General features: G+C 71.2%; 18 protein-coding genes and 1 pseudogene. 6 read left to right on the top strand and 13 right to left on the bottom strand.

Going from position 1 to position 19,926, the window contains the following annotated elements:
• Positions 1-88: 88 nt before the first annotated feature.
• Positions 89-1,423, top strand: a complete 1,335-nt coding sequence (gabT, locus tag IO24_RS0122915; RefSeq protein ID WP_031138275.1) for a 4-aminobutyrate--2-oxoglutarate transaminase — start codon at positions 89-91, stop codon at positions 1,421-1,423.
• Between the two features lie 163 nt (positions 1,424-1,586).
• Positions 1,587-1,812 (top strand): annotated as a pseudogene (locus tag IO24_RS46655) (phosphatase PAP2 family protein); the annotation flags it as partial.
• Between the two features lie 31 nt (positions 1,813-1,843).
• Here the strand turns inward: IO24_RS46655 and IO24_RS0122910 are convergent.
• A complete protein-coding gene (locus IO24_RS0122910; RefSeq protein WP_031138273.1) occupies positions 1,844-3,529 on the bottom strand; it encodes an acyltransferase in 1,686 nt (561 codons plus the stop codon).
• 56 nt (positions 3,530-3,585) lie between these two features.
• Between IO24_RS0122910 and IO24_RS0122905 the strand changes: the two genes are divergently transcribed.
• Complete coding sequence (locus IO24_RS0122905) at positions 3,586-4,257, top strand: phosphatase PAP2 family protein (protein WP_031138271.1); 672 nt, start codon at positions 3,586-3,588, stop codon at positions 4,255-4,257.
• Here the strand turns inward: IO24_RS0122905 and IO24_RS0122900 are convergent.
• The 7 genes from IO24_RS0122900 to IO24_RS0122870 all read right to left on the bottom strand — a co-directional run bounded on the left by IO24_RS0122900 (position 4,239) and on the right by IO24_RS0122870 (position 12,010).
• Entirely contained in the window at positions 4,239-4,709 is a 471-nt protein-coding gene (locus tag IO24_RS0122900) for a hypothetical protein (RefSeq protein ID WP_031138269.1), read from the bottom strand. The two genes, IO24_RS0122905 and IO24_RS0122900, sit on opposite strands and share 19 nt — an antisense overlap.
• Before the next feature lie 143 nt (positions 4,710-4,852).
• A complete protein-coding gene (locus tag IO24_RS0122895) occupies positions 4,853-6,271 on the bottom strand; it encodes an NAD(P)/FAD-dependent oxidoreductase (RefSeq protein WP_031138266.1) in 1,419 nt (472 codons plus the stop codon).
• An 18-nt stretch (positions 6,272-6,289) separates the two neighbouring features.
• Complete coding sequence (locus IO24_RS0122890; RefSeq protein WP_031138264.1) at positions 6,290-7,090, bottom strand: ABC transporter permease; 801 nt, start codon at positions 7,088-7,090, stop codon at positions 6,290-6,292.
• Positions 7,091-8,020: an ABC transporter permease gene (locus IO24_RS0122885; protein ID WP_031138262.1), complete on the bottom strand. Its 930-nt coding sequence runs from the start codon at positions 8,018-8,020 to the stop codon at positions 7,091-7,093.
• On the bottom strand, positions 8,020-9,165 hold the full coding sequence (locus IO24_RS0122880; protein ID WP_199808859.1) for an ABC transporter ATP-binding protein: 1,146 nt from the start codon (positions 9,163-9,165) through the stop codon (positions 8,020-8,022). Before IO24_RS0122880 ends, IO24_RS0122885 begins: the two co-directional genes overlap by 1 nt.
• 5 nt (positions 9,166-9,170) lie before the next feature.
• The gene (locus tag IO24_RS0122875; RefSeq protein WP_031138258.1) at positions 9,171-10,418 is read right to left on the bottom strand and encodes a polyamine ABC transporter substrate-binding protein; all 1,248 of its coding nucleotides are present in this window, start codon (positions 10,416-10,418) and stop codon (positions 9,171-9,173) included.
• Positions 10,419-10,474: 56 nt separating this feature from the next.
• Positions 10,475-12,010, bottom strand: a complete 1,536-nt coding sequence (locus tag IO24_RS0122870) for a gamma-aminobutyraldehyde dehydrogenase (protein WP_031138256.1) — start codon at positions 12,008-12,010, stop codon at positions 10,475-10,477.
• Between the two features lie 199 nt (positions 12,011-12,209).
• On the opposite strand from IO24_RS0122870, the gene IO24_RS0122865 reads away from it, so the two are divergent.
• Positions 12,210-12,785: an NADAR family protein gene (locus IO24_RS0122865; protein ID WP_031138254.1), complete on the top strand. Its 576-nt coding sequence runs from the start codon at positions 12,210-12,212 to the stop codon at positions 12,783-12,785.
• Positions 12,786-12,835: 50 nt separating this feature from the next.
• Here the strand turns inward: IO24_RS0122865 and IO24_RS0122860 are convergent, their stop codons facing one another.
• Entirely contained in the window at positions 12,836-13,297 is a 462-nt protein-coding gene (locus IO24_RS0122860) for a DUF4190 domain-containing protein (RefSeq protein WP_031138251.1), read from the bottom strand.
• A 69-nt stretch (positions 13,298-13,366) separates the two neighbouring features.
• Entirely contained in the window at positions 13,367-13,993 is a 627-nt protein-coding gene (locus IO24_RS0122855) for a DUF4190 domain-containing protein (RefSeq protein WP_031138249.1), read from the bottom strand.
• Positions 13,994-14,242: 249 nt separating this feature from the next.
• On the opposite strand from IO24_RS0122855, the gene IO24_RS0122850 reads away from it, so the two are divergent.
• Both IO24_RS0122850 and IO24_RS0122845 read left to right on the top strand, forming a co-directional pair.
• Positions 14,243-15,304, top strand: a complete 1,062-nt coding sequence (locus IO24_RS0122850; protein ID WP_031138247.1) for an adenosine deaminase — start codon at positions 14,243-14,245, stop codon at positions 15,302-15,304.
• Positions 15,301-16,026, top strand: a complete 726-nt coding sequence (locus tag IO24_RS0122845) for a glycerophosphodiester phosphodiesterase (protein ID WP_234335269.1) — start codon at positions 15,301-15,303, stop codon at positions 16,024-16,026. The genes IO24_RS0122850 and IO24_RS0122845 overlap by 4 nt, the downstream gene beginning before the upstream one ends.
• On the opposite strand, the gene IO24_RS0122840 is transcribed toward IO24_RS0122845, so the two are convergent.
• The 3 genes from IO24_RS0122840 to IO24_RS0122830 form a co-directional block, all read right to left on the bottom strand.
• A complete protein-coding gene (locus IO24_RS0122840) occupies positions 15,971-17,617 on the bottom strand; it encodes an RNA polymerase sigma factor (protein ID WP_031138242.1) in 1,647 nt (548 codons plus the stop codon). The two genes, IO24_RS0122845 and IO24_RS0122840, sit on opposite strands and share 56 nt — an antisense overlap.
• 127 nt (positions 17,618-17,744) lie before the next feature.
• On the bottom strand, positions 17,745-18,269 hold the full coding sequence (locus IO24_RS0122835; RefSeq protein WP_031138240.1) for a membrane protein: 525 nt from the start codon (positions 18,267-18,269) through the stop codon (positions 17,745-17,747).
• Between the two features lie 111 nt (positions 18,270-18,380).
• Complete coding sequence (locus IO24_RS0122830; RefSeq protein WP_031138238.1) at positions 18,381-19,820, bottom strand: gamma-aminobutyraldehyde dehydrogenase; 1,440 nt, start codon at positions 19,818-19,820, stop codon at positions 18,381-18,383.
• Between the last annotated feature and the right edge of the window lie 106 nt (positions 19,821-19,926).

The following is a 19,926-nucleotide window of genomic DNA, read 5'->3' as shown; positions in this document are numbered from 1 at the left end:
TGCCCACCCCCCTTCCCCCGCCCTAGCCTGCGAGAAAAGAAGCCGAGCGTCCGTAAGAGACCATCCGCACCACCCCCAGGAGCCCCGCATGACCGCACTTCCGCAGGAGCGCCGCGTCGTCACCGCCATTCCCGGTCCGAAGTCGCAGGAGCTGCAGGCCCGCCGTACCGCCGCGGTCGCGCAGGGCGTGGGGTCCGTGCTGCCCGTGTTCACGGCGCGTGCGGGCGGCGGGATCATCGAGGACGTCGACGGCAACCGACTGATCGACTTCGGGTCGGGCATCGCCGTGACGTCCGTGGGCGCCTCCGCCGAGGCCGTCGTACGACGGGCGTCGGCGCAGCTCGCCGACTTCACCCACACCTGTTTCATGGTCACGCCCTACGAGGGGTACGTCGAGGTCGCCGAGGCACTCGCCGAGCTGACCCCCGGTGACCACGCCAAGAAGAGCGCCCTGTTCAACTCCGGCGCCGAGGCCGTCGAGAACGCCGTGAAGATCGCCCGGTCGTACACCAAGCGGCAGGCCGTCGTGGTGTTCGACCACGGCTACCACGGCCGCACCAACCTCACCATGGCGCTGACCGCGAAGAACATGCCGTACAAGCACGGCTTCGGCCCGTTCGCGCCCGAGGTGTACCGGGTGCCGGTGGCGTACGGCTACCGCTGGCCGACCGGGCCCGAGAACGCCGGCCCCGAGGCCGCCGCGCAGGCCATCGACCAGATCAGCAAGCAGGTCGGCGCGGAGAACGTCGCCGCGATCATCATCGAGCCGGTGCTCGGCGAGGGCGGCTTCATCGAGCCGGCCAAGGGCTTCCTGCCGGCGATCAGCCGGTTCGCGAAGGACCACGGCATCGTCTTCGTCGCCGACGAGATCCAGTCCGGCTTCTGCCGTACGGGCCAGTGGTTCGCGTGCGAGGACGAGGGCATCGTCCCGGACCTCATCACGACGGCGAAGGGCATCGCCGGCGGCCTGCCGCTCGCGGCCGTCACCGGGCGCGCCGAGATCATGGACGCCGCGCACGCCGGCGGCCTGGGCGGCACCTACGGCGGCAACCCGGTCGCCTGCGCGGGTGCGCTCGGCTCGATCGAGACGATGAAGGAGCTCGACCTCAACGCCAGGGCGAAGAACATCGAGTCGATCATGAAGGCCCGCCTCACCGCCATGGCCGAGAAGTTCGACCTCATCGGGGACGTCCGGGGCCGTGGCGCCATGATCGCCGTCGAGCTGGTCAAGGACCGCGCCACCAAGGAGCCGAACCCGGAGGCGACCGCCGCACTCGCCAAGGCCTGCCACGCCGAGGGCCTGCTGGTCCTGACCTGTGGCACCTACGGCAACGTGCTCCGCTTCCTGCCCCCGCTGGTGATCGGCGAGGACCTGCTGAACGAGGGCCTCGACATCATCGAGCAGGCGTTCTCCCGCATCTGAACCCCGGTTGCGCGCATCTGAGCCCCCGTCGGGGCAGGTGAGCCGCCCCGGTTCCGCTACCGGGGCGGCGAGCGTCAGAGCGTGTGAAGAAGGTGTGCGAGGTGGATGACAGGGGGCCCTACGGCCTGTCCTGTGCCCTGCCCCTGTCGTAGGTTCTACCCAGATGAGAGATACACCCCGCCCACAGGGCACTGTGGGTGACATCAGGCCGGGGCCTCCCCAGCTTCGACCTGGTCGTGCCCTCGCGCACACAACCGGAGCCTGAGGCTCTGGATCTCCTCACCGATCGGACGGTCGCCCGCCCCAAACCCCCCGGGGCGCGCGACGTTCCGGTCCGGACGGCCGCCCCGGAACCACCCCCCCCTGTTCCGGGGTGGCCGACCTCCCTTTCCGCCCCCTTGTGCGGCGCCGTGAGTCGTATCAGGCCTTCGTGGCCGGCGCGGGCTCCGGGCGGTGAATCCCCCGCGGGCGGTACCCCAGGACGTCGGCCAAGCCGAGAACGTCCGCGAGCAGCCAGATGATCGCGAGCCACATCTCCGTGCCCTGGAGGCCGGGGGCGCGGCCCGGGCCGGTGCCGTCGGGTGTGGGGCCGAAGCCGAAGCCCTCGCCCGGGTGCCAGCGGCGCAGCGCGGCCGTGAGCTGAGACGCCGCCCAGGCGCGGGCCTCCTCACCGCGATGGGTGATCTGCCGGGCGCAGAGCCACAGGGGGTGGATCACGTCCAGGACGTTGCAGGCGTTCTCGCGGCCGGGTGCGAAGTGACGGGGGTCGCGAGCGTGGTCGAGCACCGTGTCGATCACCCGCTCCGCGTACGGCACGGGCAGGCCGAACTGGGCGAAGGAACCGCGGGTGAGCCGGTAGTAGCCGTTGACCATCTGCTGGCGCCCGGACATCCGGGTGGGTGAGCCCCACATCCCGGTCCACGGGTCGGCGTGGGTGTGCAGCCAGCCGAACAGCGCCTCCAGCGCCCCCGGCACGGCCGCCTCGCCCCCGGCCCGCAGGTTCCAGTGCGCGGCGGTGGCCCAGGAGTCGACCCACGCCCCGGCGTGCCAGGCACGGTCGTCCCAGGGCAGTCCGCCGAGGTGCCGGACCAGCCGGTCGGCCGTCGTGGTCCGCACCGCGTGGACCGGGTGGGCGAAGGAACTGCCGAGCAGGTCCAGCGCGTAGCCGACGCACAGCACGTGATAGGCCGCAGCCCCGTCCTCCGGCAGTCCGGCCGGGCCGGGGAGCGGTGGAGCCGCGCCGTACTCGGGGACCAGACCGGTCGCCGGGTCCTGCAACGCCCGGAGCCGCTCGACGTGCTCGGCGGCCGGCAGGTGCGGCGGTACGTCCCCCAGGAGCAGGTCGGCGATCTCGACGGCGTCGCAGTGGGCCCGCACGGTCGGCTCGGTGCCGGGCCGGTCGACGTAGCGGCCGGTGTCCGGACGCCAGGAGCGGTCCAGCAGGTCCGCCGCCTGCGCTCGGGCGGTCTCGGCGAAGGCCGTCAGTTCCCCGGCGAGGGCCTCGGTGCCGGCCGGGCGCTTCGCTCCGTGCGGCTCGCGCCGGTCCCGGATCCGGCGCGCGGGGTTGCCCGCCGCCACCGTCCACGCGGGCAGGTCCTTCGTCACGACGGCCCCCGCGCCGATGACGCAGTGGTCGCCGATGGTGACACCGTCCACGACGATCACCTGCGAGCCGATCCACACGTCGTCGCCGACCGTGATCCCCCGGCTGGTGACCGGCTGCCGATGGACCGGCAGGCCGGGCGCGAAGCCGTGATTGAAGGCGAGGAGCGAGCTGTGGGCGCCGACGCGTACGCCGTCCCCGAGGGTGACGGCGCCCCGCACCACCGTGAAGGGATTGATCGTGCAGTCGGCACCCGTGCGTATCTCGCCGGTGACGTAGGCCTGGGCCGCGATGTACGAGCGGTCGCCCAGGTGCAGGAGGTCCGGGTACACCGCGGACGTCTCCGCGACGAAGCAGCCCTCGCCCAGACGCACCTCCCCGGGTCCCGCGAGCAGCCGCTTCTGCCGCTGCTCCTGGGCTGCCCGCTGACCGTCCGAGGCCTGCCCGGCGAAGAGCCACGGACAGTGGTCGAAGAGGCCGTCGTCGTGTGACGGGTGGTTCACGTGATCCTCCGCAGGGGCCGCGAGTGGACGTGAGGGCTCGTGCCAAGCTGTGCCCCATGCCGATCTCCGCGAACCAGGAACGCGCCGCACTCCCGGGAGCCGTCGCCCTCCTGCTCGCCCTTCCGGCCCTCCTCTTCGCCCTGATCACCTGGCAGGTCGTCGCCGACGGCCCGCTCGTCCGGCTCGACGAGCGCCTCAGCCGCGTCCTCGTGAACCCGGACCGCTGTTCCGAGCTCCTCGCCGACCTGGGCAACATCCCGGTCGCCTGCCCGGTGCTCGCCGTCGCGCTCGGGTACGTCGCCGTACGCCACCGTCGCGCCGGGGCGGACCGCTGGTGGCTGCCCGTCGCCGCGGGGGCCCTGCTCATGGCCCTGGTCCCGGCGCTGGTCGTCCCGCTGAAGGTGCTCACCGACCGCCCGGGCACCCCGGCCGTCCCGCCCGGCACCGGCTACTACCCCTCCGGCCACACCGCCACCGCCGCCATCGCCTACGGCACCGCGACCCTGCTTCTGCTCCCCTGGCTCCGCACCGCCCTGGCCCGCCGCGCCCTGATCACCCTCTGCGTCGCTCTCGTCCTCGGCACGAGCTACGGCCTCGTCCGCCGCGGCTACCACTGGCCACTGGACGTGGTGGCCGGCTGGTGTCTGTGCGCGGTGCTGCTGTCGTCGCTGTGGCTGTTCGTCCGGACGGCGCAGGCACCCGGCCGGTCTCAGGCACCGGGGCCCTGACCGTCGTTCTGCGTCGCCGGCCCCGCCGCCGCCTCGTGCATCGCCAGTTCCAGCAGGGCCGGGTCCGTCAGCAGGCCGGAGCCGTCCGGTGGAACCAGCCAGCGGACGCCGCCGGGCGAGGAACGGCCCGGGTACGGCACGACGATCCAGGTGCCGGCGCCCGCCGTGCGGATGCCCGTGCCGAGCCACCGGGCCGCGGTGCCCGGCGGCACGAAGAACCCCATGCGGGCGTCGCCGAAGTCGACGAGCACGGGGCCCGGCCGGTCGAGGACGCGAGTGAGCACGTCGAGCGTGCCGTAACCGAGTTCGCCGGGCAGGATGAGCACGTCCCAGGCGCTGCCGGCGGGCAGCAGCGCGACCCCGAGCGGGTTGCGCTCCCACGCCCAGCGGCAGGCCCCGGGATCGGGTGCCACGGATGCGAGCCACTCGACCGCCGTCTTCGCACCGGTCATCGGAAAGACCCCCTTCTCCCTCACGAATCTCACGGCCGCCGCGAGGCATCCGTGAGGTCATCACGAGAGAGAAGGGGGTATCCCCCCGGCCATTACGCGGGTTCCGGCACGTCGTTGGAGTGAACCGGGTCACACGCGGTCGATCAGCTGTCGAATCCCAGCCCCAAGCGGTCCATCGTGCGCAGCCACAGATTGCGCCGGCCGCCCTGGGCGTCCGCCCGGGCCAGTGACCACTTGGTGAGGGCGATGCCCGTCCAGGCGAACGGCTCGGGCGGGAACGGCAGCGGCTTCTTGCGGACCATCTCCAGCTCGGTGCGCTCGGTGCGCTCCCCCGACAGCAGGTCCAGCATCACCTCGGCGCCGAACCGGGTGGCGCCGACGCCGAGGCCGGTGTACCCGGCCGCGTACGCCACCTTGCTCTGGTGGGCGGTGCCGAAGAACGCCGAGAAACGGGAGCAGGTGTCGATCGCGCCGCCCCAGGCGTGGCTGAAGCGGACGCCCTCCAGCTGCGGGAAGCAGGTGAAGAAGTGCCCGGCGAGCTTGGCGTAGGTCTCGGGGCGGTCGTCGTACTCGGCCCGGACCCGGCCCCCGTAGGGGTAGACCGCGTCGTAGCCGCCCCACAGGATCCGGTTGTCGGCGGACAGGCGGAAGTAATGGAACTGGTTGGCGCTGTCGCCGAGGCCCTGGCGGTTCTTCCAGCCGATCGAGTCGAGCTGCCCGGCGGTGAGCGGCTCGGTCATCAGGGCGTAGTCGTAGACCGGGACGGTGTACGAGCGGACGCGTCTGACCAGGTTCGGGAAGATGTTGGTGCCGAGGGCGACCTGACGGGCGCGGATCCGGCCGTAGGGGGTGCGCACGGCCATGCCGGGGCCGTACGGCTTCAGGGTCAGGGCGGGGGTGTGCTCGTACACGCGCACGCCCAGCTCCACGCACGCCCGCTTCAGGCCCCAGGCGAGCTTCGCGGGGTGCAGCATGGCGACGCCCCTGCGGTCCCACAGGCCCGCCTGGAAGGTGGGTGAGTCAACCTGCTCCCGTACGGCGTCGGCGTCCAGGAACTCCACGCCCTCGGCCAGGCCCCGGCGGGCCGTCTCCTCGTGCCACTCGCGCAGCTCCTGCGCCTGGTAGGGCTCGGTGGCGACGTCGATCTCGCCGGTGCGTTCGAAGTCGCAGTCGAGGGAGTGCCGGGCGACGGCCGCCTCGATCGCGTCGAGGTTGCGGTCGCCCAGCTCCTGGAGCTTGTGGATCTCGTCGGGCCAGCGGGCGAGGCCGTTGGGCAGGCCGTGGGTCAGGGAGGCGGCGCAGAACCCGCCGTTGCGGCCGGAGGCGGCCCAGCCCACCTCGCGGCCCTCCACCAGCATCACGTCCCGCTGCGGGTCGCGCTCCTTGGCGATCAGCGCCGTCCACAGCCCGCTGTAGCCGCCGCCGACGACCAGCAGATCGCAGGTCTCGGAGGTGGTGAGGGCGGGTTCGGGCCGGGGCCGGCCGGGGTCGTCCAGCCAGTACGGGACCGGCTGGGCGTCGGAAAGCGAACGGATCCACTGATTCATGGCGCTCGGGGCCATGATGTCAACTCCCTACGGCTATGCCTTGTGCCTGTTGCGGCGGCTTCCGGCGATCATGGAAACCAGGACGAACAGTACGGCGACGACGAACATGGTCGTGCCGATGACATTGATCTGAACGGGCGTTCCGCGCTGCGCCGAGCCCCAGACGAACATGGGGAACGTGACGGTCGAACCGGCGTTGAAATTCGTGATGATGAAGTCGTCGAAGGAGAGCGCGAAGGCGAGAAGCGCACCGGCAGCGATGCCGGGCGCCGCGATCGGCAGCGTGACCCGGACGAAGGTCTGGAACGGGCCCGCGTACAGATCCCGTGCCGCCTCCTCCAGCTTCGGGTCCATCGACATCACACGCGCCTTGACGGCCGTGACCACGAAACTCAGGCAGAACATGATGTGGGCGATGAGAATCGTCCAGAAGCCCAGCTGCGCGCCCATGTTGAGGAACAGGGTGAGCAGCGAGGCGGCCATGACGACCTCGGGCATCGCCATCGGCAGGAAGATCAGCGAGTTCACGGCGCCACGGGCACGGAACCGGTAGCGGACCAGGGCGAAGGCGATCAGGGTGCCGAGGAGCGTGGCGCCGAGCGTCGCCCAGAACGCGATCTGGAGGCTCAGGGACAGCGAGCCGCACAGTCCGGAGACGCCGCACGGGTCCTTCCAGGCGTCCAGGGAGAACTGCTGCCATTCGTAGTTGAAGCGCCCCTTCGGTTTGTTGAAGGAGAACACCGTCACGACGACGTTCGGCAGCAGCAGATAGCCGAGGGTCAGCAGTCCCGCCAGGACGACGAGATTTCTCTTGAGCCAGTTGACGAAGGGCATTTAGACCAGATCCTCCGTCCCGGACCTGCGGATGTAGAGCGTGACCATGAGCAGAATGGCCGCCATGAGGATGAAGGACAGCGCCGCGGCCGTCGGATAGTCGAGCACTCTCAGGAACTGCGTCTGGATGACGTTTCCGACCATGCGGGTGTCGGTCGAGCCGAGCAGGTCGGCGTTCACGTAGTCACCGGCCGCCGGAATGAAGGTCAGCAGCGTGCCGGAGACGACACCCGGCATCGACAGCGGGAAGGTGACCTTGCGGAACGTCGTCGAGGGGCGTGCGTACAGGTCGCCGGCGGCCTCGTGGAGCCGGCCGTCGATGCGCTCCAGTGAGGTGTAGAGCGGCAGGATCATGAACGGCAGGAAGTTGTACGTCAGACCGCACACCACCGCGAGGGGCGTGGCGAGGACGCGGTCGCCGGCGGTCCAGCCGAGCCAGCTGGTGACGTCCAGGACGTGCAGCGTGTTGAGCGCGCCGACGACCGGGCCGCCGTCCGCGAGGATCGTCTTCCAGGCGAGGGTGCGGATCAGGAAGCTGGTGAAGAACGGCGCGATCACCAGGATCATGATCAGGTTCTTCCAGCGGCCGGCGCGGAAGGCGATCAGGTACGCCAGCGGGTAGCCGAGCAGCAGGCACAGGATCGTCGCGGTGCCCGCGTAGAGCACCGAGCGGACGAACTGCGGCCAGTACGCGGACAGCGCGTCCCAGTACGTGGCGAAGTGCCAGGTGACCTTGTAGCCCTGCTCCAGGGAGCCCGTCTGTACGGACGTGGAGGCCTGGTAGATCATCGGCAGCGCGAAGAACACCAGCAGCCAGAGGATGCCGGGCAGCAGCAGCCAGTACGGCGTGAAGCGGCCCCGGCGCTTCGGGGGCTTCGGTTCGGGCGCTTGCGGCGCGAGGGGTGGTGGCGCCTCGGTGAGTGTCGACATCAGGCCGCCTCTTCCACTCCGGCATCGGCGTCCTGGGCGGCGTCCAGGCCGAAGGTGTGGGCCGGGTTCCAGTGCAGGACGACCTCGGCGCCGGGCACCAGGCGGGGGTCGCGGTCGATGTTCTGGGCGTAGACCTCGAAGTCGGAGCAGACCGGGCTGTCGACGACGTACTGCGTGGAGACGCCGATGAAGCTGGAGTCGGCGATCCGGCCCGTGATGCGGTTGCGGCCCTCGGGTATCTCACCGGCGTCGTCCGCGTGGGTGAGGGAGATCTTCTCCGGGCGGACGCCGACCAGCACCTTGCCGCCGGTGCCCGCGGGCGCGGAGCAGCGCGCCTCGGGCAGGACGAGCTTGCCGCCGCCCGCCTTCAGCACGATCTCCTCGCCGCTGGTGGAGTCGACCTCGGCCTCGATGAAGTTGGAGGTGCCGAGGAAGTTCGCGACGAACGTGGTGCGCGGGTTCTCGTAGAGGTCGGTGGGCGCGCCCAGCTGCTCGACGCGGCCCGCGTTCATCACGGCGACCGTGTCGGCCATGGTCATGGCCTCCTCCTGGTCGTGCGTGACGTGGATGAAGGTGATGCCGACCTCGGTCTGGATGCGCTTGAGTTCGAGCTGCATCTGGCGGCGCAGCTTCAGGTCGAGGGCGCCGAGCGGCTCGTCGAGCAGGAGCACCTTGGGGTGGTTGATCAGCGCGCGGGCCACGGCGACGCGCTGCTGCTGGCCGCCGGAGAGCTGGTGCGGCTTCTTGCGGGCCTGCTCACCGAGCTGGACGAGCTCCAGCATCTCCTCGACCTGCTTCTTCACCGACTTCAGGCCGCGCCGGCGCAGGCCGAAGGCGACGTTCTCGAAGATGTCCAGGTGGGGGAAGAGGGCGTACGACTGGAAGACCGTGTTCACGGGCCGCTTGTACGGGGGCAGGGCCGTCACATCCTGGTCGCCCAGGAAGACGGTGCCGGCGGAGGGTTCCTCCAGACCGGCGATCATGCGCAGGGTGGTGGTCTTGCCGCAGCCGGAGGCGCCGAGCAGGGCGAAGAAGGAGCCCTGCGGCACGGTCAGGTCGAGCGGGTGCACGGCGGTGAAGGCGCCGTAGGTCTTGGCTATGCCCGTGAGACGGACGTCGCCGCTGGGGTCGGTCTTGTTCGTCATGGTGGTCACGCCCCCGTCAGCTTCGCGAACTTCGCTTCGAACTCGGTCTCTTCCTTCGAGCTCAGCGAGCGGAAGGCGTGCGACTTGGCGGCCATGGCCTTGTCGGGGATGATCAGCGGGTTGTTCGCCGCGTCCTCGTCGGTCTTCGCCAGTTCGGCCTTCACGCCGTCGACGGGGCACACGTAGTTGATGTACGCGGCGAGTTCGGCGGCCGCCTTCGGCTCGTAGTAGAAGTCGATGAGCCGCTCGGCGTTGGTCTTGTGCCGGGCCTTGTTGGGGACCAGCAGGTTGTCGGTCGACGTCACGTAGCCGCTGTCCGGGATGAGGAAGTCGATGTCGGGGCTGTCCGCCTTGAGCTGGACGACGTCCCCGGCCCAGGCGACACAGGCCGCGAAGTCGCCGCTGGTCAGGTCCGAGGTGTAGTCGTTGCCGGTGAAGCGGCGGATCTGGCCCTTGTCGACGGCCTTCTGGAGGCGGGCGATGGCCGCGTCGTAGTCGTCGGCGGTGAAGTCGGCCGGGTCCTTGCCCATGTCGAGCAGGGTCATGCCGATGCTGTCGCGCATCTCCGACAGGAAACCGACCCGGCCCTTGAGCCTGGGGTTGTCGAGCAGATCGGATATCGACGTCACCTCGACGCCGTCGAGGGCCTTCTTGTTGTAGGCGATGACGGTCGAGATGCCCTGCCAGACGTACGAGTAGGCGCGGCCCGGGTCCCAGTCGGGGCTGCGGAACTGGGCCGACAGGTTGGCGTAGGCGTGCGGCAGGTTGGCCGGGTCGAGCTTTTGCACCCAGCCGAGGCGGATGAGGCGGGCGGCCAGCCAGTCGGTGAGGACGATGAGGTCGCGGCCGGTGTCCTGGCCCGCGGCGAGCTGCGGCTTGATCTTGCCGAAGAACTCGTTGTTGTCGTTGATGTCCTCGGTGTACTTGACCTTGATGCCGGTCCGCTCCGCGAACCGGTCCAGCGTCGGGTGGCGCTTGCCGCTGTCGTCGACGTCCATGTACTCGGTCCAGTTGGAGAAGTTCACCGTCTTCTCCTTGGACGAGTGGTCCTCGGCCGGGACGCCGCCCTTCGACTGGCCGGCCGCCGGGATGCCGCAGGCACTCAGCGTCCCCAGTCCGCCGGCCGCGAGCGCCCCGCCCGCGGAGGCGCGCAGCAGCGACCGCCGGGTGAGGGCGGCCCTGCCGTTGGTGAAACTCCGCCGCATGGCGGCCACTTGGGCCGGGGACAGGCGGTCGGGCTCGTACTGCTCCATGCGCGTGGTGCCCTTTCGGAGGGTGGGCGGCCGTTGGTCGGGCGGCCTGCGTACGACTATCGATCCCCGAAGACGGTGCGGTGCCAGTCCTTCGCGGCCACCGCGGTGTTGTCGAACATGACGTGCTTGATCTGGGTGTACTCCTCGAACGAGTACGCGGACATGTCCTTGCCGTAGCCGGAGGACTTGGAGCCGCCGTGCGGCATCTCGCTGATGATCGGGATGTGGTCGTTGACCCACACACAGCCCGCCTTGATCTCACGCGTGGCCCGGTTCGCCCGGTACACGTCCCGGCTCCAGGCGGAGGCGGCCAGCCCGTACGAGGTGTCGTTGGCGAGCGCGAGACCCTCGTCGTCGGTGTCGAACGGCAGCACGACCAGGACCGGCCCGAAGATCTCCGACTGGACGACTTCACTGTCCTGGGCAGCGTCGGCGATCAGGGTGGGCCGGTAGTAGGCGCCCTTGGCGAGCTCCCCCTCGGGTGCCTCGCCGCCGGTCACCACGCGCGCGTAGGCCCGCGCCCGGTCCACGAACCCGGCGACCCGGTCCCGCTGCACGTGCGAGATCAGGGGGCCGAGGTCGGTCCCGGCGGCGAAGGGGTCGCCGAGCCGGACCGTCTCCATCAGCGCCGCGGTCCGCTCCACGAAGGCGTCGTACAGCGGCCGCTGCACGTACGCCCGTGTGGCGGCCGTGCAGTCCTGCCCGGTGTTGATGAGCGCGCCCGCGACCGCGCCGTGGGCGGCGGCCTCCAGGTCGGCGTCGTCGAAGACCAGGAAGGGGGCCTTGCCACCGAGTTCCAGGTGGAGGCGCTTGACGGTGGCGGTGGCAACCTCCGCGACGCGCTTGCCGACGGCGGTGGAGCCGGTGAAGGAGGTCATGGCCACATCGGGGTGGCCGACGAGGTGCTCCCCGGCCTCCCCGCCGGTGCCGGTGACGATGTTGATCACACCGTCCGGGATCCCGGCGTCAGTGGCCGCCTGCGCGAAGAGCAGCGAGGTCAGCGGGGTGAGCTCGGCGGGCTTCAGAACGATGGTGTTACCCGCGGCGATCGCCGGGAGGATCTTCCAGGCGGCCATCTGGAGGGGGTAGTTCCAGGGCGCGATCGACCCGACGACCCCTATGGGCTCGCGCCGGACGTAGGAGGTGTGGTCCCCGGAGTACTCACCGGCGGACTGCCCCTGGAGAAGGCGTGCGGCACCGGCGAAGAAGGCGGTGTTGTCGATGGTCCCGGGGACGTCGAACTCCCGGGTCAGCTTCAGCGGCTTGCCGCACTGGAGCGACTCGGCGCGGGCGAAGTCCTCGGCCCGGTCGGCCAGGACCGCGGCGAACCGATGCAGGGCGTCGGACCGCTCGCCGGGGGTGGCTCCCGCCCACCCGGGGAAGGCCGCGCGGGCGGCGGCGACGGCCCGGTCGACGTCGGCCGTGCCCGCCAGCTCGTAGGTGAGGACCTCCTCGCCCGACGCCGGGTCGACGACCGCGTGCGTATGGCCGGAGGTGCCCCTGGTCAGGCGCCCCGCGATGAACTGCGCGCCCTCCGCGAAGCGCTCCTCGGCCGGGAATCGGTCCGGGGTGGCAGTGCCCGGGTTGTGCATGTCGCTCTCCTCCGTGTCCCCTGATGGGGCCGGCGTGGCTCAGGCTCGATTTGAGTGCCGATCCTGACAGAGGTATGCCACTCCAACAAGTGATTCCGTTGTTGATTTTTGGTTACGCGACGGAATCTGTCGACCAGGTGTCGAGTTCACCGCGAAAAGGCAGGACGCTGTGTCAGTGGTGCGTGCCAGACTCGCGTGCATGGAGAAGATCACGGGGGCGGTCGGCTCGCAGGAGGCCCTGATCAGGGCGGTCCGCGCAGGGGCCAGGATCAGGTTTCTGCACTTCTGGGGGCACCGGCCGCGGCCGGACGGCCGGATCGGGGCGAGCTGCCTGAGCCAGTGGTGGCCGGCGCCGTTCACGGTGAACGGCGTGGCGTACGCGACGGCCGAGCACTGGATGATGGCGGAGAAGGCCCGGCTCTTCGAGGACGCGGCGGCGGAGCGCGCCGCGCTGGCCGCCGGGCATCCCGCCGACGCGAAGAAGGCCGGGCGGCTGGTGCGCGGGTTCGACGAGGCGGTGTGGGCGCGGGAGCGGTTCCGGATCGTCGTCGAGGGCAGCGTCCACAAGTTCGCCGCGCATCCAGAACTGCTGGCGTATCTGCAGGGCACGGGCGACCGGGTGCTCGTCGAGGCGAGCCCCGTGGACCGGGTGTGGGGCATCGGACTGGCCGCGGACGACGAGGCGGCGATGGATCCGGAGCGGTGGCGGGGGCCGAATCTGCTGGGGTTCGCGCTGATGGAGGCGCGGGAGCGGCTGCGGGCAGCGGGAGCATGAGTGAGGGGCCGGTCCCCTGGACCGGCCCCTCCTGAACCCGGAGCTTCCGTTCAGGCAGCCGCGCCGAGCCCGCCCATGATGCTGGCGAACAGCAGGAAGCCCAGCAGCGGCAGGATCACGGTGGCGATGATGCCGCAGACCAGGCCCGCGGTCGCCGCGCCCTTGTTGGTGGCCTCACCGCGGGTGGCCCTGCCCCGGCCGATGGCGCCGAAGATGATCGCGAGAATGCCCAGGATCACGCCGAAGAACCACATGATGAACGTCACGCTGCACACCACGCCGATGATGCCCAGCACCAGCCCCGTGGTTCCCATGCCGTTGCTGGGCTGGGCGGGCATCCCGTAGCCCGGCGCCTGCGGGTAGCCCACGGGCGGCGCGGCGGGGTAGCCGGGGCTGCCCTGAGGGTAGCCGTAGCCCGGGCCGGGCTGCTGCGGATAGCCGTACCCGGGAGCCGGCTGCTGCGGCGGCTGGGCCGGCGGGCCGAAACCCGGGGGCGGGTTGGTGTTGGACATGGACGTTCTCCCCTCCGTTGTCAGACCAGGGCATCGTAGTGGCCAAGTCGGCCGTGGAGGGCGGCAGTTTCAGCGGTGGGACGGGGCGGTGGCCACCGGGCCGAGGGTCCCGTAGTACGGGTCGTCGTCGGAACTGTCGCTGTTGATCGCGGCCGTGATGCCGACGGCGATCAGGACGATCACCGTGATGCCGAGGATGATCCCGATGATGCCCATGATCAGTCCGGCCTGGGCCTGACCGTGGTTGGTGGCCACTCCGGCCTCGGCCCGCTTGCGGCCCTTGATGCCGAAGACGACGGCGAGGATGCCGGTGACCAGGGAGACCACGCCGTAGAGGCAGAAGAGGGTGCAGGAGATGATGCCGAGCACCATCGCGGCGACGCCCATGCCGTTCTGGGGGGCCATGGGCATGCCGGGCCAGCCGTGCCCCGCCGGGGGGTAGCCGGAGTAACCGGGGTAGCCGTAGCCGCCGGGGGCGACGGGTGGCGGCGGGACCGCCCCGGTGCCGGTGGTGTCGAACTGCGGCGTGCCGGCGGGCGGGGTGAAGCCGGCGCTCGGCATCGAGGTGACCGTGGCCTGGTCGTGCACGGAGGGCGGCCCTTGGGGCGGCTGGTCCTTGTCGAGCGACGGCTTGTTCTCCGGGGGCGCCCACGGGTCGTGGCCGCCGCCTCCGCCGGGCTGCGTCGGGTCCGTCATCTGTGCATCCCCCCTGGGTCGATCGTGTCGCCATGCTACGGGGCTGCCCGGCGCGGGCCACAGGGCGGGTGGGCGCGGCCGGCCCCCGGGCCGGCCGCGCCCACGCGGCGGAGCCGCACATCGGTCCAGGCCCGCGCCCCCGAGAGGGGACGCTGTGCCACGGCCTACGATGATGCCGAGTCATCGATCAGCCGATCACCCGCGCCCGCCCGCCCTGTGCCGGCCGGGGCGCCGTTCCGGGGAGGAACCTTGACCCAGCATCTCGTCGACCCGCGCGCCCCGCGCGACCTCACGGCGTTCATCGCGACCCTGCCCAAGGCCGAACTGCACGTGCACCACGTGGGATCCGCCTCCCCCCGGATCGTCTCCCAACTGGCCGCGCGGCACCCCGACTCGAAGGTGCCGACCGACCCCGAGGCGCTGGCCGACTACTTCACGTTCACCGACTTCGCGCACTTCATCGACGTGTACCTGTCGGTCGTCGACCTGATCCGCACCCCGGAGGACGTCCGGCTGCTGACCTACGAGGTGGCCTGCGACCTGGCCAGGCAGCAGGTGCGGTACGCCGAGCTGACCATCACCCCCTTCTCCTCCACCCGCCGCGGCATCGACGAGCGGGCCTTCATGGACGCGATCGAGGACGCCCGCAAGGCCGCCGAGGCCGAGTTCGGGACCGTGCTGCGCTGGTGCTTCGACATCCCCGGCGAGGCCGGTCTGCAGGCCGCCGAGGAGACGGCCCGGCTCGCCACCGACGACCGGCTGCGCCCGGAGGGTCTGGTCTCCTTCGGTCTCGGCGGGCCCGAGGTCGGCGTGGCGCGGCCGCAGTTCAAGCCGTACTTCGACCGGGCGATCGCCGCCGGGCTGCACTCCGTCCCGCACGCCGGCGAGACGACCGGCCCGCAGACGGTGTGGGACGCGCTGACCCACCTGCGGGCCGAGCGCATCGGGCACGGCACCAGCTCCGCGCAGGACCCGAAGCTCCTCGCGCACCTCGCCGAGCACCGGATCCCGCTGGAGGTGTGCCCGACCTCGAACATCGCCACGCGCGCGGTCCGCACCCTCGACGAGCATCCGATCAAGGAGTTCGTGCGGGCCGGGGTCCTCGTCACCATCAACTCCGACGACCCGCCGATGTTCGGCACCGACCTCGACAACGAGTACGCGGTCGCCGCCCGGCTCCTGGACCTCGACGAGCGGGGCCTGGCCGAGCTGGCGAAGAACGCCGTCGAGGCGTCCTTCCTGGACGCGGCGGGCAAGGCCCGGATCACGGACGAGATCGACACGTACACCGCGCAGTGGCTCACCCGGTGACGCCCGCGCCGGTCGCGGTGGCCCACCGGGGCGACCCCTACCGCGTGCGTGAGAACACCGTCGCCTCGCTGCGTTCCGCGCTGCGCCGGGGCGCGGACGCGGTGGAGATCGACGTACGGCTCACCCGGGACGGGGTGCCGGTGCTGCTGCACGACGCGACGCTGAAGCGGCTGTGGGAGCACGAGCGGCCGGTGCTCGCGCTGTCCTGGGAGGAAGTGCGCGGGCTGACCGGCGGCGGGGTGCCCACCTTGGCCGATGCGCTGACCGCGACCGCCGGGCACCGCGTGATGATCGACCTGCCCGGATCGCCCGAGGTGCGGGCGGTGCGCCGGATCATGGGCGTCGTGGCGGAGGCCGGGGCGGCGGACCGCGTCTACTACTGCGCGGGCGCCGACGCCATGCTCGCCGTGCGCGCGGCGGATCCGGCTGCCGAGATCGCCCTCACCTGGACGACTGTGGCCCCGCCCCGGCCCGTGCTGCTGGAGGCGATCCGCCCGCGCTGGCTCAACTACCGCTTCTCGCTGGTGGACCGCCCGCTCGCCGAGCGCGTGCACGCCGACGGCTACCTGGTCTCCGTCTGGACCCCCGACACCCGCCGCTCCATGCGGCGGCTGCTGGAGGCGGGCGTGGACTCGATCACGACGAACCGCGTCGACGTGCTGTGCGCTACACGCGCGAGCGCTGCGGCACCGTCGACGGGTCGGCCGGGGCCGAGCGCGTGACGTACTGCGGCACCGGCGCACTGTCCGTGCCGGTGTCGCGGACGAGCCCGTAGCGGAGGGCGCCGTCGGCGGGGCCCTCGTTGATGTCCCTGACCACGGCCTCCCGGTCCGACGGGAAGACGGTGATGCCGTAGTCGCAGCCCCGTTCGTTCTGGGTGAGGGTGACGGTGCCGTCGAGGTAGAAGTACTCGTTCTGCCACATCTGCTGGGTGCCGGGCGGGAGGACGGCGTAGCCGATGGCGGGGCCGCCCATGCCGGTGGCGTAGCCGTTCGGGGCACCGGGCAGCGGGTCGTCCATCCGGCGCCAGCCGCCGGACGCCACGTGGAACAGCCTGCCCTTCAGGCCGGTCCAGGAGGGCATGACCAGCGCGCCGGGCCGGGATCCCGGCGAGATCTGCCAGCGGACCAGGACATATCCCCGGCCGGTGAGGGTCACGCTGTCGCCGCGGTGCTGCATGACGGCCTTCGGGCCGCCGGTGCTGGTGATGCCGGACTCGGGACGGCGCGGCAGGGCGGCGGGCCGGGCGTTCGGGTCGGGGGCGCGGTCGACGGCGTCGACGACCGTGCCGTACGGATCGGACTTCTTCGTCGCCGAGGGCGAGGACTTGGGGGTGGGGGCGGCCGGGGCGGAGGAGCGCGGCGGTGCGGAGGTGGCCGGGGCCGGGGCCGGGGGGATGGACGCGGCCCGGGGCGGCGGGGCGTCCGGCGGCTGGGTGACGACGTAGGCGCCGCCCGCGACGATCGTCGCGCCGGCGGTCATCGCGACGGCCGGCTTGGTGAGCGCGCCCAGCAGCTTGGCGGACCACCCGGCGGAGGTGGCGGCCACGGCCGTCTTGCCGCCGAAGGCGAGCGACAGCGTGAAGCCGACGGGCAGCGGGACGAGGGCGATGCCGACGAGGAGGTGTTCGGCCGGGACGACCGCCTCGCGGGTGTCGCCGCAGTAGCCGCAGCCGCGGATGTGCCGGGCCAGCCGCTTGCGCCACACCGAGTCGGGCCGGCCGTTCCAGCGGCCGGTCACCTCGCGCAGGTCGGGGCAGGCGCCGTCCAGGGCGCGGACGATGCCGCGCGAGGTCTCCAGGCGCTCCTTCATCCGCTGGACGCGCACCGCGGCGTGCTGCCGGGTGATGCCCACGGCGGCAGCCAGCTCGCGCCGGGTCAGTTCGCCCGCGACCTCCAGCCACCACAGCGACAGCAGCTGCCGGTCCTCGTCATCCAGCCACCGCACCGCCTCGGCGACCTCGCGCCGCTGGCCCTCCAACTGGAGTCGCAGCACGGTCAGTTCGGCGAAGTCGGAGGTTGCCGCCTCCTCCAGCCGGTCCGGGGTCCTGCGCCGGGCCCGGTCGCGGATCTGCCGCATGGCGATGGCCACCAGCCAGGACCGGAAGCTGTCCGGGTCGCGCAGTGAGCCGAGGTTGTCGACCGCGCGCAGCATGGTCTCCTGGACGACGTCGTCGACGTCGGCGTGCCCGTTCAGGGCCCGGCCCACGATGTTGTAGACCAGCGGCAGCCAGCCCGCGACCAGTTCGTCCAGCGCCCGCCGGTCGCCGGCCTGTGCGGCCGTGATGACGGCGCGCCGGTTCTCACTGTCCACGAGGCCCCTCGCCGGCTGGGATCGGTACTTTTCCGCACGCACCCTCTCAGGCGGCACGGGGGTCTTGGCTATGCGGGGGATCACATGCGGGGAGACGGCGTGAAGCTTTCCGGGACAACGGCTTTCCTCAACCGCTGAGCACCGGGGTGGCCACCGGCGCGGTCAGCGCCTCCAGCCGCTTGATCCGCTGCCGTACGACGTACAGCGGGATCACCCCGAGCACCCCGAAGGCCATGTCGATCACCGACCACCAGAAGGGGATCTGGCGGATCGGTCCGCAGATCAGGGCGAGCGGCACGATGCCCGCACAGGCGATCATCCCGAACTCGACGACCCAGATGTTGCGGACCGGGTCACGGTAGGGCCCGTAGAAGGCGACCGCGATCACCAGGTGCGCGAAGGCCAGCCAGTCCGTGCCGTAGAGGAGGAAGGGGTGGTCGGCGTCGGCCCGGTCGAGACCGGCCCGGACGCGCGCGATCCAGTCCGTCAGGCCGGGCAGGTGCTCGCCGACGGAGAGAGCACGCAACGCGTCCTCCGTCCACCGCAGTTCGTGAACGAGGGGAAAGGCCGTGGCGCCGCTCAGCACCAGGCACACGACGAAGAAGACCAGCCAGGCGCGGATGCCCTTCACGAGGGCGGCTCTGTCGCTCATGGCGGCACTCTACGCCCGTGTTGAACATGTTCAAAAATGGTTCCGGGTGCAGCGGAACGGCCCCGGGCGAGACGGAGTGCCGCCCAGGGCCGTGAGTTCACTACCGCGTGACTACGCGTCCAGCGACGTCATCACGTGCTTGATCCGCGTGTAGTCGTCGAAGCCGTACCCCGACAGGTCCTTGCCGTAGCCGGACTTCTTGAAGCCGCCGTGCGGCATCTCGGCGACCAGCGGGATGTGCGTGTTGATCCACACACAGCCGAAGTCGAGCTTCTTGGACATCCGCATGGCACGGCCGTGGTCCTTGGTCCACACGGAGGAGGCCAGCGCGTACTCGACGCCGTTGGCCCACTCGACCGCCTGCTGCTCGTCGGAGAACGGCTGCACGGTGATGACCGGGCCGAAGACCTCCTTCTGGATGATCTCGTCGGTCTGCTTCAGGCCCGAGACGACGGTCGGCGCGTAGAAGTAGCCCTTGTCGCCGACCCGCTTGCCGCCGGCCTCCACGCGCGCGTGCGCGGGCAGCCGGTCGATGAAGCCCTCGACCTGCTTGAGCTGGTTGGGGTTGTTGAGCGGGCCGAACAGCACGTCCTCGTCGTCCGGCTGCCCGGTCTTCGTCTCGGAGGCGGCCTTCGCCAGCGCGGAGACGAACTCGTCGTGGATGGACTCGTGGACGAGCACGCGCGTGGCGGCGGTGCAGTCCTGGCCCGCGTTGAAGTAGCCGGCGACCGAGATGTCCTCGACGGCCTTCGGGATGTCGGTGTCCTCGAAGACCACGACCGGGGCCTTGCCGCCCAGCTCCAGGTGGACGCGCTTGACGTCCTTGGAGGCGGACTCCGCGACCTGGATGCCGGCCCGTACGGAACCGGTGATGGAGGCCATCGCCGGGGTCTCGTGCTCGACCATCAGACGGCCGGTCTCGCGGTCGCCGCAGATGACGTTGAAGACGCCCTTGGGGACGATCGAGCCGATGATCTCGGCGATGAGGACCGTCGAGGCCGGGGTGGTGTCGGACGGCTTCAGCACGACGGTGTTGCCCGCCGCGATCGCCGGGGCGAACTTCCACACCGCCATCATCATCGGGTAGTTCCACGGCGCGACCTGCGCGCAGACGCCGACCGGCTCCCGGCGCACGATGGAGGTCAGGCCCTCCATGTACTCACCGGCCGAGCGGCCCTCGAGCATCCGCGCCGCGCCCGCGAAGAAGCGGATCTGGTCGACCATCGGCGGGATCTCCTCGGAGCGGGTCAGCCCGATGGGCTTGCCCGTGTTCTCCACCTCGGCCGCGATCAGCTCCTCGGCACGCTCCTCGAAGGCGTCCGCGATCTTCAGCAGGGCCTTCTGGCGCTCGGCGGGCGTGGTGTCGCGCCAGCCGGGAAAGGCCTCGGCGGCCGCCGCCATCGCGGCGTCCACGTCCGCCTGCCCGGACAGCGGAGCGGTCGCGTACGCCTCGCCCGTCGCGGGATTGACCACCTCGGTGGTCCGTCCGTCGGCGGCGTCCCGGAACTCACCGCCGATGTAGTTGCGCAGACGACGCAGCTCGGTGCTCACTGCCGGCCCTCCAGTTCGGATGTCCAGTACTTGAGACACCCACCCTAGTCGGCCGACCCACGTTTTCAACACCCCCGCTCCCTTCGATCGTGCGGAATCCGCAGGA

The organism is Streptomyces flavovariabilis (genome assembly GCF_000725785.1).
GTDB lineage: Bacteria > Actinomycetota > Actinomycetes > Streptomycetales > Streptomycetaceae > Streptomyces > Streptomyces hawaiiensis.
This window is presented reverse-complemented; position numbering and strand designations above follow the sequence as displayed.